The sequence below is a fragment of the Metabacillus herbersteinensis genome (assembly GCF_042433335.1).
GTDB lineage: Bacteria > Bacillota > Bacilli > Bacillales > Bacillaceae > Metabacillus > Metabacillus herbersteinensis.
Window position 1 is genome coordinate 239,039 of record NZ_JBHLVO010000003.1, and the last position, 13,947, is coordinate 252,985.

16 protein-coding genes are annotated in these 13,947 nt (G+C 37.5%); all 16 read left to right on the top strand.

Annotated features, from left to right (window positions below; translation table 11 throughout):
• Nucleotides 1-123 precede the first annotated feature (123 nt).
• The 16 genes from ACFFIX_RS06235 to ACFFIX_RS06310 all read left to right on the top strand — a co-directional run bounded on the left by ACFFIX_RS06235 (nucleotide 124) and on the right by ACFFIX_RS06310 (nucleotide 13,601).
• On the top strand, nucleotides 124-849 hold the full coding sequence (locus ACFFIX_RS06235) for a GntR family transcriptional regulator (RefSeq protein ID WP_378931670.1): 726 nt from the start codon (nucleotides 124-126) through the stop codon (nucleotides 847-849).
• Nucleotides 850-1,043: 194 nt separating this feature from the next.
• Nucleotides 1,044-2,120: a PhnD/SsuA/transferrin family substrate-binding protein gene (locus ACFFIX_RS06240; protein ID WP_378931671.1), complete on the top strand. Its 1,077-nt coding sequence runs from the start codon at nucleotides 1,044-1,046 to the stop codon at nucleotides 2,118-2,120.
• 23 nt (nucleotides 2,121-2,143) lie between these two features.
• Complete coding sequence (gene phnC, locus ACFFIX_RS06245) at nucleotides 2,144-2,932, top strand: phosphonate ABC transporter ATP-binding protein (RefSeq protein WP_378931672.1); 789 nt, start codon at nucleotides 2,144-2,146, stop codon at nucleotides 2,930-2,932.
• Nucleotides 2,922-3,707, top strand: coding sequence for a phosphate/phosphonate ABC transporter permease (locus ACFFIX_RS06250; protein WP_378931673.1), 786 nt, complete (start codon nucleotides 2,922-2,924; stop codon nucleotides 3,705-3,707). Before phnC ends, ACFFIX_RS06250 begins: the two co-directional genes overlap by 11 nt.
• Nucleotides 3,707-4,561 (top strand): PhnE/PtxC family ABC transporter permease, encoded by an 855-nt coding sequence (locus ACFFIX_RS06255; protein ID WP_378931674.1) that lies wholly within the window; start codon nucleotides 3,707-3,709, stop codon nucleotides 4,559-4,561. The genes ACFFIX_RS06250 and ACFFIX_RS06255 overlap by 1 nt, the downstream gene beginning before the upstream one ends.
• A gap of 193 nt (nucleotides 4,562-4,754) precedes the next feature.
• On the top strand, nucleotides 4,755-5,192 hold the full coding sequence (gene phnG / locus ACFFIX_RS06260) for a phosphonate C-P lyase system protein PhnG (protein WP_378931677.1): 438 nt from the start codon (nucleotides 4,755-4,757) through the stop codon (nucleotides 5,190-5,192).
• Nucleotides 5,179-5,793 (top strand): phosphonate C-P lyase system protein PhnH, encoded by a 615-nt coding sequence (phnH, locus tag ACFFIX_RS06265; RefSeq protein ID WP_378931679.1) that lies wholly within the window; start codon nucleotides 5,179-5,181, stop codon nucleotides 5,791-5,793. Before phnG ends, phnH begins: the two co-directional genes overlap by 14 nt.
• The gene (locus ACFFIX_RS06270) at nucleotides 5,793-6,923 is read left to right on the top strand and encodes a carbon-phosphorus lyase complex subunit PhnI (RefSeq protein WP_378931935.1); all 1,131 of its coding nucleotides are present in this window, start codon (nucleotides 5,793-5,795) and stop codon (nucleotides 6,921-6,923) included. The genes phnH and ACFFIX_RS06270 overlap by 1 nt, the downstream gene beginning before the upstream one ends.
• Before the next feature lie 34 nt (nucleotides 6,924-6,957).
• Nucleotides 6,958-7,815: an alpha-D-ribose 1-methylphosphonate 5-phosphate C-P-lyase PhnJ gene (locus ACFFIX_RS06275; RefSeq protein WP_378931681.1), complete on the top strand. Its 858-nt coding sequence runs from the start codon at nucleotides 6,958-6,960 to the stop codon at nucleotides 7,813-7,815.
• A complete protein-coding gene (locus tag ACFFIX_RS06280) occupies nucleotides 7,815-8,678 on the top strand; it encodes an ATP-binding cassette domain-containing protein (RefSeq protein WP_378931683.1) in 864 nt (287 codons plus the stop codon). Before ACFFIX_RS06275 ends, ACFFIX_RS06280 begins: the two co-directional genes overlap by 1 nt.
• Before the next feature lie 43 nt (nucleotides 8,679-8,721).
• Nucleotides 8,722-9,915: an alpha-D-ribose 1-methylphosphonate 5-triphosphate diphosphatase gene (locus tag ACFFIX_RS06285; protein ID WP_378931685.1), complete on the top strand. Its 1,194-nt coding sequence runs from the start codon at nucleotides 8,722-8,724 to the stop codon at nucleotides 9,913-9,915.
• Nucleotides 9,916-9,929: 14 nt separating this feature from the next.
• Complete coding sequence (locus ACFFIX_RS06290; protein ID WP_378931687.1) at nucleotides 9,930-10,547, top strand: DapH/DapD/GlmU-related protein; 618 nt, start codon at nucleotides 9,930-9,932, stop codon at nucleotides 10,545-10,547.
• A 15-nt stretch (nucleotides 10,548-10,562) separates the two neighbouring features.
• The gene (gene phnL, locus ACFFIX_RS06295) at nucleotides 10,563-11,276 is read left to right on the top strand and encodes a phosphonate C-P lyase system protein PhnL (RefSeq protein WP_378931689.1); all 714 of its coding nucleotides are present in this window, start codon (nucleotides 10,563-10,565) and stop codon (nucleotides 11,274-11,276) included.
• 5 nt (nucleotides 11,277-11,281) lie between these two features.
• On the top strand, nucleotides 11,282-11,719 hold the full coding sequence (locus ACFFIX_RS06300; RefSeq protein WP_378931691.1) for a GNAT family N-acetyltransferase: 438 nt from the start codon (nucleotides 11,282-11,284) through the stop codon (nucleotides 11,717-11,719).
• Entirely contained in the window at nucleotides 11,716-12,585 is an 870-nt protein-coding gene (locus ACFFIX_RS06305) for a PHP domain-containing protein (RefSeq protein WP_378931693.1), read from the top strand. The genes ACFFIX_RS06300 and ACFFIX_RS06305 overlap by 4 nt, the downstream gene beginning before the upstream one ends.
• Before the next feature lie 314 nt (nucleotides 12,586-12,899).
• Nucleotides 12,900-13,601 (top strand): TerC family protein, encoded by a 702-nt coding sequence (locus tag ACFFIX_RS06310; RefSeq protein ID WP_512700165.1) that lies wholly within the window; start codon nucleotides 12,900-12,902, stop codon nucleotides 13,599-13,601.
• The last annotated feature ends 346 nt before the right edge of the window (nucleotides 13,602-13,947 follow it).

Consider the following 13,947-nt stretch of genomic DNA (forward strand, 5'->3'; position numbering starts at 1 on the left):
GAATATGACAAATTCACTGAAAAATTTTACGAAAAATCAACTGTTTTTTACACTAGATTAATCCTAGCAACTTGTTAATAAGTTAAATTTAGTATGTTGAAACATGACGAAAGGGGAGGTCCAATGTTTAAAGTACGTGAAGAATCACTTCAACATCTGGAAATCGCTGAGTATTTAATAAAAAATATTCGAAGTGGAACATTTGGCGTAAACGAAAAAATTCCGTCAGAAAATGAACTATGTCGTCAATTTCAAGTAAATCGTCATACTGTCAGACAAGCAATTGCTCGAATGACAAATTTAGGATGGGTAACACCTTTACAAGGTAAGGGTTGTTACGTCAATAGCTTAACAAGGCCTATTCAATATGTACTATCATCTAAGACACGTTTTTCAGAAAATATGGAAAATAATGGTTTAAAACATAAAAGTAAATTGCTTGATTGGAAGAAGGAACGGCCAACAGAAGAAGAGAGAGTAAATTTAGAGCTCTCTGAAGATGAAATGGTGTACAGGCTAGAGATACTAAGGTATGTAGATGAAAAACCAATTTCGATTACAACCACTGTGATGCCTGATAAAGAGGTACCCTTCTTAGAGGCATACTTAAATGAATTTAAATCTCTATATAGTATCTTGCTTGAACATTATCAGTTTCGACCAATTCGTTTCCGATCAACCTTCCAAGCGAGTTTACCAATGTTAAGAGACTCAGAGCTGCTAGAGATACCCGAGAGTATCCCAATTGTTCAAATTGAAAGTGTGATGAATCATCCTAGCGGTTCACCAATTGAATATAGTGTTGCTCGTATAAGAGGAGATATGCATAAGTGTTTAGTAGAATTTTAAGGGGGTGTTGTTCCGAATTAGTAATTAGATAAACTGTTTAATAGAAATAGTTGTTTTAGTTGCTGATTCATCTTGTACCTGAACAAAAAATTGTAAAAATACAGATTAATTTAGTGAAAGCTTTGCATTTGAAAATGTTCAATCTGAAAGTTCTGTTCAAGAAAAAAACTTAATTTTACAGGAGGAAATCGAACATGAAAAAAGCACTACTATTCATTCTAACATTAACTTTCTTTTCAATTTTAGCAGCTTGTTCTTCTACAAGTAATTCATCAACAGGGGAAAGCACAGCAGATGCAGAAACAAAAACAACAGGTGCAACAGAAGAAGGTGGGACACTTACAATTGCTTGGTATCCTAATGAATCTGGGGCAGATTTGAAAGATGCACGTGAAGAAATTGGAAGAGTTGTCGAAGAAGCAACAGGTAAAACAGTAGAACACCAAACAACAACAGACTATATTATTGCAATTGAAGCTCTTGCCAATGGAAATGCTGATTTGGCATTCATGGGTGCGCAAGGCTACATTGAAGCAAACACAAAAAATAAAAATGTTCAACCCTTGGTTGTGCCAAGTGGACCATCTGGAACACTTGAAGATGCTGTTTACCATAGCTGGTTAGCTGTAAAAAATGGGAACGAAGATGAATACAAAGACGGTGAAAATTTCTCTATCGATAACATAGTTGATAAAAAGTTTTCATTTGTTTCAAACAGCTCAACATCAGGATTTAAAGTACCATCAGAAGGAATTGTCTCTTATTTCAACAAAAAAGATGAATACAAAGATTTAACTGCAGAAGACTTACTTGAGGGTGGAAATTTCTTTAGTGAAGTACTTTACGGTGGTTCTCACCAAGGGTCTGCAGTCAATCTTTTAACTGATAAGGCTGATATTGCAGCATTCTGTGACACATGTGTAAACAACTATGTTGAAGTAGCGGAAGGTGAAGAAAACAAAGCAGGATCGGTTTACAAGGTGAAGGAAGATGCAGCTGAACCGTTTAACACAGTTACTGGTGAAGAATTCAAAGTGATTTCTGTAACACCAGTACTAAACGCACCGTTTGCTGTAAACATGGACAATGTTAGTGAGGAAACACGCACTGCGCTTGTTGAAGCTTTTACATCTGATGAACTGGCGAACAATGAAAAACTGTTTGTTCCTGAGGACTCTGAGGTTAGTGGATTATTCAAGAAGACTGATGATGAGCGTTTCTTAGAAGTAGAAGATGCTTGGTTTAATCCAATCAGAGAATTATCTAAATAATAATCTTTAAAAAGGAGTTAACTATGACAACGTTATTAGATTTAAAAAATGTATCAAAACAATATGGTCATGATACAGTAGCGTTATCTGATGTTAACTTCTCTGTTAACGAAGGAGAGTTTGTTTCCGTTATTGGTCCATCAGGAGCGGGAAAATCGACTCTCCTTCGTTGCATCAACAGAATGATTGATGCAAGTAGCGGAGAAATCATCTTTGATGACGTGAATGTAATGAGCTTAAATAAAAAGAACTTGAGAAGATTGAGAACAAAAATTGGGATGATTTTTCAACATTATAATTTAGTAAATAGATTAAGTGTCATTGAAAATGTCCTACATGGTCGCTTAGGCTATAAATCTACATTAACAGGAATGTTAGGTATTTATAGTGAAGAAGAAAAAAAACACGCTCTAAAGATCTTATCTATATTGGGATTAGATGAACAAGTTTACAAACGATGTGATCAGTTAAGTGGCGGACAAAAACAACGTGTAGGTATCGCAAGAGCATTAATTCAAGAGCCTAAGTTGTTGTTATGTGATGAACCGATTGCATCACTGGACCCTAAGGCATCTATGGTCATTATGGATCATCTTAGGAATATATCCTCATCAATGGGCATAACTGTTCTCATTAATTTACATCAAGTAGATGTTGCCTTGAAGTATTCGGATCGGATCATAGGTGTAAGTGGTGGTAAAATCGTTTACAACGGATCACCGAAGCATATTACAGAGAATGAAATACGCACCATTTATGGTTCTCAAATGGAAGAACTTATTGTAAATGTAGGTGGAAGAAATGCAGTCTGATTTTTTCGCAAAGAAAAGAAGAAATTCGATCTTACTCGTGGCAATACTTATCGGTATCACTTATGGTGCAATGATGATAACCGAGTACGATGCTGCCAAGGGCTTTGCATCAATTCCCAAAGCATTCGAGTGGGGAATTACTAACTTTTATCCCAATGTGGAATCGTTAGAAAAACTACCTAATATTTGGGAAAAGTTACAGGAGACACTACTAATATCAATTGCATCAGCGACAATTGCTGCCTTTTTTGCTCTACTATTTGCAATCTTCGGATCTGAAACAACAAAAATCAATCGTTTTTTTAGTGTAGCTTGTAGAGGCATTGCGACCTTATTTCGTAATATTGATGTTGCAGCATGGGCAATGATTTTACTCTTTTCATTTGGACAAAGTGCTTTAACAGGATATTTTGCTTTATTTTTTGTATCCTTTGGTTTTTTGACAAGGGCATTTATGGAAACGATTGATGAAGTTGGCAGCAGCTCAGTGGAGGCTTTAAGAGCAACGGGTGCTAGTTATTTTTCAATCGTTATGCACTCGGTGATTCCTTCTTGCATTCCACAGATTTTAAGCTGGATTTTATTTATGGTTGAAACGAACATTCGAAGTGCCACACTAGTCGGCATTTTAACCGGAACTGGAATTGGATTTTCTTTTGATTTGTATTATAAAAGCTTAAATTATAATGCGGCAAGCTTGGTTGTTCTTACAATCATCGTATCTATTTTAACAATTGAATATCTTTCAAATTATGTTAGAAGGGTGATTTTATAGTGGGAGCTGAATCAGGTAAATTAGGCTTAGGATTGCCTCTTAATCAGTCAAAAAAAATAAAGATTAAGCCGTTAACTAAGGCTTCACTAGTTATTAGAACAACTTTAATAGTCCTTATACTGATGTCTTTCTATGGATTTCTAACCTTTGATTATAAAGACATTAGTTTATTTGATGGAATTGGTGCTACACTTCTTAACCTTAAAGTGATGTTTTTTGAACCACACTTCTCACATTTCACGTTTGGAGAAGCTTTCTATCAGGTGATGATTACACTTGGATTAGCTGTATTAACAACTTTATTCGGGGCGATCATTGCATTAATATTAGGCTTGTTTGCTGCTCAAAACTTATCTTCAAGAGGAGTATCGAATACGATTAAAGGCTTTGTTGCTTTTATCAGGGCTGTACCAACTGTACTATGGGTATTGATTTTTGCGGTAGCGGCTGGGCTGGGTAGTGTTGCTGCAGTCATAGGAATGACATTCCATTCTGTTGGTTATTTAATAAAAGCATATTCTGAGTCATTTGAAGAACTGGACGAAGGCGTGATTGAAGCATTAAAAGGAAGTGGTGCGAACTGGTGGCAAATTGTCACTCAAGCGGTACTACCTTCCTCAATTTCGTATTTAGTATCCTGGACTTTTTTGCGATTTGAAATTAACTTCGGAGTCGCAATCGCGATGGGTGCAGCCGCCGGAGCGGGCGGTATCGGATTTGATATGTTTATGGCGAGTGCGTTTTATCTCGATCTTCGTGAGGTAGGGGTTATCACTTATTTTATTCTAACCATTGCCATTCTTCTTGAAATTACTGCATCGAAAATAAGAACCAACTTGAAAGTTGGAATATAGTTCTTCTAAAAACGTCGATACGTTCGGCGTTTTTTTGTATAAAAAAATTCAATTGTAAATGCAATCTTATCACTTTTTTACACTAGCTTAACCTTTGCAACTTGTCGATAAGATATCGTTACATTAAAGGATAAACAAGTAAGAGGTTTTTACTTTTAAAACATTCAAATTGAAGAAATTGGAAGGAGTAGACATGAAAAAATCTCGCTTAACAAAAATTTTAGTAGAAGGTAACCCAACCATTCTTAAAGATCTTTCAACTCAAGTAGAAGATACAATGTCGATCCAAATGGAACGTTCACCAAAAACGAGCTTGGTCATGATGAAAGCACGTGATTCTGTTTCAATGCAACCCTTTCATATGGGCGAAGTGCTGGTTACGGAATGTACAGTTTCAATTCAACGTGCATTTGGGATAGGAGTCCTAATGGGAGAAGAACCAGAAAGATCCTACCAAATTGCAGTCGTGGATGCTGCATTTAACGCAGAACTACCATTTACGAAAACATGGATTTCAACCCTTGAACAAGAAGAACTAAATATACGAGAAAGACATCTCAAGGAGAGTGCGATAGTTTCTCGTTCACAGGTAAACTTTAACACGATGGAGGATTACAATGACAAAAGTTGATAATAAGACGTTTGACATGGTCCATGGAACACAACAAATTTATCGAAAGCTATTAGATTGTATGGCAAGACCTGGGAAAACTCAAAGCATCTCCGACTCTATTCATATGATTGAACCTGTTCATGGGTTCTCACCTGGGTTACTAGCTATCGCCTATACGTTAGTAGATCGAGAAGCGAGTTTTCATGTTATCTCTAATCAACGAGATGAAGTAAGTCAGTATCTTCATTGGAAAACATTCAGTCACCTTGAAAAGGTTGAACAAGCTCCCTATATATTTATTCAAGAACAGCTAGACGATCAGGAAATTCATGAACTAATGACTAAAGTCAATCACGGAACATTAGAGGACCCTCATTCTAGCGCGACACTTATTATAAACATAAAAAGTTTTAACAGCGGCATAAAAATGAAGCTTACTGGACCTGGAATTGATGGAAATAAGGAATGCTACGTTGCTGGATTATCACCTAAATGGTTTGCCGAGAGAGAATTTACAAATAAAGAATACCCACTTGGAGTGGATTTGATATTAGTTGCCGAATCAGAAGAAGTGATGGCGATTCCAAGAACAACTTTGATAGAAAGTGAGTGTTCATAATGGGTTATGTTGCAGTTACTGGTGGACAGCAAGCGATTGAACATGCCGAAAAGCTTGTTCAAATGTTCCGACTAAAAGATGCGAAAAACGTTCTACAAACTGAAGAAATTCTAAGTCAAATGCGTTTATTAATAGATCGTGTGATGGGAGAAGGCGGACTTTATGCCCCAGAATATGCGGCATTGGCACTAAAGCAATCGGAAGGTGACCCTGCTGAAGCAGCATTTTTGTTAAGAGCCTACCGTTCGACATTACCAAGAAATTACTATTCAATGACAGTGGAACCCGGCGAAATGCGGGTCATTCGTAGAATTTCATCATCTTTTAAAGATATACCAGGGGGACAACTATTAGGACCAACTTACGACTACACACACCGATTACTAAATTTTGATTTGCGTAAAGAAGAGAATGAATCGATACAACAACTCATTCAGGATCTAAACGTAGAAGTAGATGATCTAGAAAGCGTGAACACTTTTCAAAAGGTTGCTAATCTCCTACGCGACCAAGGATTGCTAGCAAACCGTCAAGTTGAGGATATTGAACCATGTGACATTACTCGTGAAAAGATCAATTTTCCCGCATCGCGATCTGCTCGGCTCCAAATGCTAACTAGGGGTGAAACCGGGGCAATGACGGCGATGGCTTACAGCAGCATGAGAGGATACGGAGTTGTTCATCCAACAATTGGTGAGTTAAGAGTAGGCTATACAGAGGTAAATATTCCTTATCCTTTCAGTGATGATGAAGAGGATTCTATCTATATTGGTGAAGTTCTGTTAACAGAGGTAGAAACGATTAACTCCTTTACGCAAAATGAAAAAGGTGACGTTGAGTTTATGTTAGGCTACGGCTTAACATTTGGCCAAAACGAGGTTAAAGCAATTTCAATGGCGATTTTAGAGAGAAGCTTAGAAACAGTCGGCAACACACCAACGCAGGATGAAGAATTTGTGTTATTGCATATTGATACTGTCGAAGCACATGGGTTTGTTTCTCATTTAAAGTTACCTCACTATATTACATTTCAATCAATGTTGGATCGCATTCGTCATGCACAGGAAAACGCCAAGACGAAGAAAAAAGAGGATCAACAAGAAAGAGAAGTTTCATTTAGCACTTTCTAAACTATTCTAACCTTTTGTGAAAGGACTGATGTTCATGATACAGCAAATTGAGCAAACCTATAATTACGCTTTTTTAGACGAAGGGTCAAAAAGAGAGATTCGTAGAGCAACACTAAAAGCTGTTGCCATTCCAGGATACCAAGTCCCTTTTGCTTCCAGGGAATTACCGATCGGAAGAGGATGGGGGACAGGTGGACTTCAATTAACACTCTCTTTAATAGGAGAAGAGGATTGTTTGAAGGTGATCGATCAGGGTCACGATGACAGCGTTAATGCAGTGAGTATTAAAAAGCTTGTAGAAAACTGCTCAAATGTCCCGTCAACAGAGGATACAGAAGCTGCATCGGTCATTCAAACACGCCATCGCGTCCCGGAAAAACCACTTAGAGAGGATCAAATTTTAGTGCTTCAAGTGCCGATGCCAGAGCCTTTACGAAGAGTGGAAGCAAAAGAAAAAGAAACAAAACGATTACATGCTGAAATGGATTACAGCAGCATGTGGCTACGATTATATGAGGACATTGTAAAATACGGAAAAATCACAATTGGAGCCGATTATCCGAGCTTGGCAAATGGACGGTATATTTTTAACCCAAGCCCGATACCTAGGTATGACTTATTAAAGCTTCATCAAGCAGATGGGCTTTACCTCTTTGGGGCCGGCCGTGAAAAGAAAATTTATGCCATCCCACCTTATACAAATGTAAAACCATTAGAATTCGAGGATCATCCCTTCGAAGTGGAAAGCTTTGATGGTTTGTCATGTCGCTTATGTAATAGCTCAGATACATTTCTTGATGAAATTTATGATGGACAAACAAGTGAAAAGCTCTATCAATGTTCTGACACAGGTTATTGTTCATCAAAGCAAGAGGAAAGGAAGTTGTCTTAATGATAAGTGCTACAAATCAATTATTAGAAGAACTTCCCCTACTTGAAGTGAGAAATCTAAACAAACGGTACGGTAAAGGGTGTTCTAGCTGCGAGACACCTGACATGTTAGAGGGCAAAGATAATCGTTGTCCACAATGTGGAAGTGTCTGGGCATGTATCGATGTTGAACTAGATTTATATAAAGGTGAAATACTTGGAATTGTAGGAGAAAGCGGTTCTGGTAAAAGTTCTCTTGTCAAAAGTTTATATTTTGATGATGAGATTACGACTGGATCAGCAACAATATCGACCTATCAAAACGGTGAAAACAATATCTTTTTAGAATCAGCACAGCAAAAAAGATACATCCGGAATCATTTAATGGGAATGGTTTACCAGAATCCATGGATGGGTCTCAAAATGAATTTTTCTAGTGGTGGCAATGTAGCTGAAAAGCTGATTGCATCAGGAACCTATCATGTTGGTAAAATTCGTAACCGTGCCTCAGAGCTTTTGGAGCATGTAGAAATTCCTCTTTCACGTATGGATGAATTGCCGAAGAATTTCAGCGGAGGCATGCAGCAGCGTGTCCAAATTTCTAAAGCACTGGCAAATAATCCGCCGATTCTATTACTAGATGAAGTGACAACAGGGCTGGATTTATCAGTTCAAGCAAGAGTGTTAGATTTAATTAGAAAAATTCAACGTGAGCTGGATGTTGCAATGATTGTCGTTTCACACGATTTAGGAGTCATTCGGATGTTAGCAGACCGAACGATGGTGATGAGACAGGGGAAAGTGGTTGAACAAGGTTTAACCGATCAAATTTTAGAAGATCCGCAGCATCCTTATACACAATTGCTCGTTCATTCATTATTATAGCGTCTAGTATGAAAAATCATTACAAAATGAGAGGTGTTTTCCTATGAACTTTCAAAAAAAAATCTATCACGCGAACATTGTAACCCCTGATCGAATTATCAATAACGGAACGATCATTATTGAAGATGACCGTATTGTAGGGATCGAAGAGGGACTACCAACTTCTATAGAACTTGACGATATTGATGCAGAAGGAAAATGGGTTCTTCCTGGTCTAGTTGACTCACACAGTGATGCAATTGAAATTGAATTAGAACCTAGGCCGAGCAGCAAGTTTCCGATTGAGGTTTCCTTTTTTGAGCTAGAAAAGAAACTTGTTGGCGAAGGAATCACGACTATTTATCACTCGTTGTCGTTAATGGAAGAGAATGCAAAAAAGTGGATTAGACAAAATCAAACGGTTATTAATGTCATAGAAGATATTAAGCGTTTATCTCAACATCAACATTTAATTCGTCATAAAACACATCTTCGCTATGAAATTACCAATACGAGTGCGGTTCCTGAAGTGCGAAGATTAATCGAGACCAATAAAATAGATCAATTGTCTTTCATGGATCACACTCCAGGACAAGGGCAGTTCCGTGATATCGAAATTCAAAAAAAACTTCTCATTGAGCATCGCCATTACTCAGAAGAAGAAGCGCTTGAGATTATTGAAGAAAGCTTAAAACAACAAAAGTTAGAACCAAGTGTTTTGAAAAATTTAGCTGAGCTTGCGACATTACACGACATTCCAATTGCCTCACATGATGATGACACAATTGAAAAGCTTTTACTAGTCAAAGAGTTGAACGCTTCAATTAGTGAATTTCCGATTGAGCTTGTTGTAGCAAAAAAAGCAAAGGAAATGGGCTTATATGTCGTTATGGGTGCACCGAACGTATTGCTAGGCAAATCCCATAGTAATAATCTCTCAGCTATGGAAGCAATTGAAAATGGAGCAGTTGATATTTTTTGTTCTGATTATTACCCATCTTCCATGTTACATGCAGCATTTAAACTCTACCATCACGGTCATTCAATCTATGAAGCAATTAATATGGTGTCATTAAATCCAGCAAAAGCGTTAAGAATTGATCATGAGGTAGGTTCAATTGAAGTTGGAAAAAAAGCAGACTTATTGATCGTGAGTGAGGATCAAATGCGTCCTGTGCTGCACACTGTTTTCATGAATGGTAATATTGTTTGCCAAATGAATTATCAATCACCAGTTGCAGCATCTGTACTTCATTAAGGTAAGAAAGATCCATGAAAAATAAAAAATTAAGTGAAGAAGCTACCATTCGTGATCGATCGATTGTAAACAATTGTTCCCTAGGTGCTTGGACTGAACTTGGTGCGAACACATTGATGGAAGAGACTAGTTTTGGCGATTATAGCTACACTGCTGGTGATGCACAAATTATTTATGCTGAAATTGGGAAATTCTGCTCGATTGCTTCACATGTTCGAATTAATCCAGGAAACCATCCAATGTGGAGAGTCACCCAGCATCATGCAACTTATCGAAGTGCTCAGTACGGGTTTGGTGAAGCGGATGAGAGTGAATTTTTAAATTGGAGGAAAGAACACAAGGTAAAAATTGGTCATGATGTTTGGATCGGGCACGGGGCTATCGTGATGCCGGGTGTAACAATTGGGACAGGTGCTGTAATTGGTGCCGGTGCAGTTGTAACAAAAGACGTACCTCCTTATATGATTGCTGTAGGCGTACCTGCGGCGCCACTTCGCCCGAGATTTCCAAAGGAGATTGCTGAAAAGCTTCTACAGATTGAATGGTGGAATTGGGACAAAAAAAAATTAGAAGAAAACTTCCATGACCTTAACAATCTAGAAAATTTTATAGAGAAGCATTCTAAAGCTTAAGAGAGGTGGGAAACGATGAAAGAGTTAGTAAGAGTTGAAGACTTACAGAAAACATTTACCATGCACCATGATCAAGAAAAACAGATTGTTGGTTGCAATGGAATTAGTTTTGATCTTCATGATGGTGAATTCATTGGTATAACTGGTAAAAGTGGAGCTGGAAAATCGACCATTTTAAAAAGTATTTATCACACTTATACTCCTTCAGGCGGTAAAATTATCTATCGTTCTGAACAATTTGGTCCGATTGACTTAGTAACAGCAACAGACCGTCAAATACTAGCGGTCCGAAAAAAAGAAATTGGCTATGTTTCACAATTTTTAAACGTGATGCCCCGAGTAACCGCACTTGAAGTGGTTATGGATGCAATTATTGAAATGGGTGGAAAAGCGGAAGAAGCGAGTGTAGAGGCTAGACAAATTCTTGCTCACTTTAGATTACCGGCTTCTCTATGGGATTCCTTCCCTCGCACATTTAGCGGAGGCGAAAAACTTCGTTTAAACTTAGCACAAGCGATGGTAAAAAAGCCAAAATTACTTTTGCTAGACGAACCCACTGCATCACTTGACAATGCTTCAAAGCAATCCGTAAAAGAAATGATTCTTCAATTGAAATCAAATGGCACTAGCATGATCGGCATTTTTCATGACCTTGATTTTATGGAAACAGTTGTTGATCGGCAGTACAATCTTTCACAAGGTTTATTGATGGATAAGGTTGGGAGTTAGATAAAGTGCAAATTAGCGAATTGAAGTTTGGAGAACTAGATACCTATCTAAAACTTTTGCAGGAACTAGACAAAGATAACGTCCTGTCCATAGAAGAAGCACAACTAATGCATAACAAAGTCAGTAACTATCCTTTTTATAAAATCTATTGTGCAGCTAATGATGAAGTAATCATTGGGACGTTTTCACTTATTATTTGCGATAACTTCGGTCATGGAGGATTAAAGTTCGCCATAGTAGAAAATGTAGTTGTTCACCCAGAATATAAAGACATGGGAATTGGCAAGAAAATGCTGAAAGAGGCAATGAACTTAGCGATTAACAATAAATGTTATAAGTTAATGCTTTCGAGTAATGAAAATAGACAAGAGGCACATGCTTTTTATGATTCATTAGATTTTAAAAGGCATGGTGTTAGCTTCATGACGGAGTTGATAACATGAAAATAGATTTACACTGTCATACAAAAATTTCGGATAATTCTTACACGATCCAAGATGTTCTTTTACTCGCCAAAAAAAATAGAGTGAGTCACCTTGCGATCACAGATCACGACACAACACTAGGGTTAGAGTCTGCAATTAAATTAGGGAACGAACTTGGAATTACAGTTATTCCTGGAATTGAAATTTCAGCATACGATTTTAAACATGATACCCGTGCCCATATTTTGGGGCTCTATATAAAACCGGGGCATGAAGCGATTGAAGTTCTTTGTCAGCCACTAGTCGAAAAAAGAAATGAAGCATCTTATCAAATGGTAAAAAAGTTAATCGCTGCTGGCTATGACATCACATGGAAGAAAGTGCAGAGCTTTGCAGAAGGTGGTACAGGGGTATATAAACAGCATATTATGCACGCACTTCTTGAAAAAGGTTATACAGATCGAATTTATGGTGAACTTTATAAAAAAATATTTTTCCGCGGAAATGAGACACAAAAACCAGGGATAGGCTTTGTTCCCATTAAGTATATTAATGCAATCGATGCAATTAGAGCCATTCGAGTAGCAGGTGGTATTCCAGTTTTAGCCCACCCAGGACAGTTCAATAATTTTGAAGCTGCTAAGGAATGGGCAGAAATCGGTCTAGAAGGAATTGAAGTAAAGCATCCGTTGCATAGCGAACAAGATGAGGCCCAGGCAAGAGAGATTGCAGAGACATATAACCTTGTCCAAACAGGTGGTTCTGATTTTCACGGTTTTTACGGAGATTCTCAAACAACAATTGGATCAGTGAGTATGGAGATGGAACACCTGAAGATTCTAGAGAAACGTAAAGAGGAGATATCGATGAGGATTGGAATTTGAATATAGTATTCTTTTTTAATTAAATTTCAACCAGCAAAGCAGTATTCCACCTTGGGATGCTGCTTTGCTGGTTGAATCGTAGGAAGTTTATATAATAGGTTAAAAGTGTTTTGCATTATAGAGTTGGAGAAAAATATTCGTAGATGCTTTTTTATTCAGGGCACTGGAAATAAAAATTTATCTAGAATACTAGATATTATTAAATAAAGAATTATAATAGAAAGGGCATAACTTTTACTATGATCGATCGATTTAATTTTGCATCTATAATATAGTTCCTCTACTTTTAGTGGATCTATGAAGGAGGAAAAAACTTGGAAATACTGACTACCGAATTTTTATCTGCCCTCATGGCAATCGTTGTCATTGATTTGGTGCTTGCAGGTGATAATGCAATTTTAATTGGACTAGCTGCTAGAAACTTACCAAAGGCTCAACAGAAAAAGGTTATCCTTTGGGGTACGCTAGGAGCCATTATTATAAGAATTATTGCCACTTTAGCAGTTGTATGGTTATTAAATGTTCCTGGATTGCTATTAGTTGGTGGAGTATTATTGGTTTGGATTGCGTACAAGCTACTTACCGATGAAAATGAACATGATTTAAAACCGAGTGAAAGCCTATGGGCAGCAATACGAACCATTATCATTGCTGATGCGTTAATGGGCTTAGATAATGTACTAGCAGTTGCTGGTGCAGCACACGGAAGCTTTGTTCTCGTTGTGTTAGGCTTATTAATATCAATTCCAATCGTCATGTGGGGAAGTACATTAATTTTAAAATGGATTGAACGTTTTCCAATTATTATCACGATTGGTGCAGGAGTATTAGCATGGACTGCTTCTAAAATGATTGTAGGAGAACCATTTTTAAAACCTTACTTTGCAAATGATTTTGTTAAATATGGCTTCGAAATTATTGTGGTCGCTGGCGTCATTTTGATAGCAAGACTAAAAGCATCAAAAGCTGCAAATGAAACCGAGCAACATCAAGAACTCCGAAAAGTCGGGTCATAAATTTCATTCATAGTAAGAAGGCCCATTCAAAAGAATGGGCCTTTTAGTAATACTATCAGAATCTATATAATTCTAAGACACAGTAAGCGTTTCGCACGTCCTGCGCCTAGCCCCGACGCACAGGACGTGCTAGTGCAGTCATGGCGATTGACGTCGCGTTCTGACTGCCTCGAGGTCATAAGGTGATTCTAAATTGAAGGCAAAAAACACCTTCTATTTAGAATCACCTATCGTTGCAGTGCAATTCTTAAACGGGATCGCACTGTTTTTTTGCTTTTTTTTCTAAAAGTTCGTTCCTTAGACTTTATTTATCTTACTAACCAATTGCTTTTCTCTCCTATTCCAG

Bases quoted from the DNA above. Each gene is read 5' to 3' on its own strand.
- ACFFIX_RS06250 (WP_378931673.1), top strand. From the start codon at position 2,922: ATGCAGTCTGATTTTTTCGCAAAGAAAAGAAGAAATTCGATCTTACTC.
- ACFFIX_RS06285 (WP_378931685.1), top strand. From the start codon at position 8,722: ATGAACTTTCAAAAAAAAATCTATCACGCGAACATTGTAACCCCTGAT.
- phnG (WP_378931677.1), top strand. From the start codon at position 4,755: ATGAAAAAATCTCGCTTAACAAAAATTTTAGTAGAAGGTAACCCAACC.
- phnH (WP_378931679.1), top strand. From the start codon at position 5,179: ATGACAAAAGTTGATAATAAGACGTTTGACATGGTCCATGGAACACAA.
- phnC (WP_378931672.1), top strand. From the start codon at position 2,144: ATGACAACGTTATTAGATTTAAAAAATGTATCAAAACAATATGGTCAT.
- ACFFIX_RS06290 (WP_378931687.1), top strand. From the start codon at position 9,930: ATGAAAAATAAAAAATTAAGTGAAGAAGCTACCATTCGTGATCGATCG.
- ACFFIX_RS06275 (WP_378931681.1), top strand. From the start codon at position 6,958: ATGATACAGCAAATTGAGCAAACCTATAATTACGCTTTTTTAGACGAA.
- ACFFIX_RS06235 (WP_378931670.1), top strand. From the start codon at position 124: ATGTTTAAAGTACGTGAAGAATCACTTCAACATCTGGAAATCGCTGAG.
- ACFFIX_RS06305 (WP_378931693.1), top strand. From the start codon at position 11,716: ATGAAAATAGATTTACACTGTCATACAAAAATTTCGGATAATTCTTAC.
- ACFFIX_RS06240 (WP_378931671.1), top strand. From the start codon at position 1,044: ATGAAAAAAGCACTACTATTCATTCTAACATTAACTTTCTTTTCAATT.
- ACFFIX_RS06270 (WP_378931935.1), top strand. From the start codon at position 5,793: ATGGGTTATGTTGCAGTTACTGGTGGACAGCAAGCGATTGAACATGCC.
- phnL (WP_378931689.1), top strand. From the start codon at position 10,563: ATGAAAGAGTTAGTAAGAGTTGAAGACTTACAGAAAACATTTACCATG.
- ACFFIX_RS06280 (WP_378931683.1), top strand. From the start codon at position 7,815: ATGATAAGTGCTACAAATCAATTATTAGAAGAACTTCCCCTACTTGAA.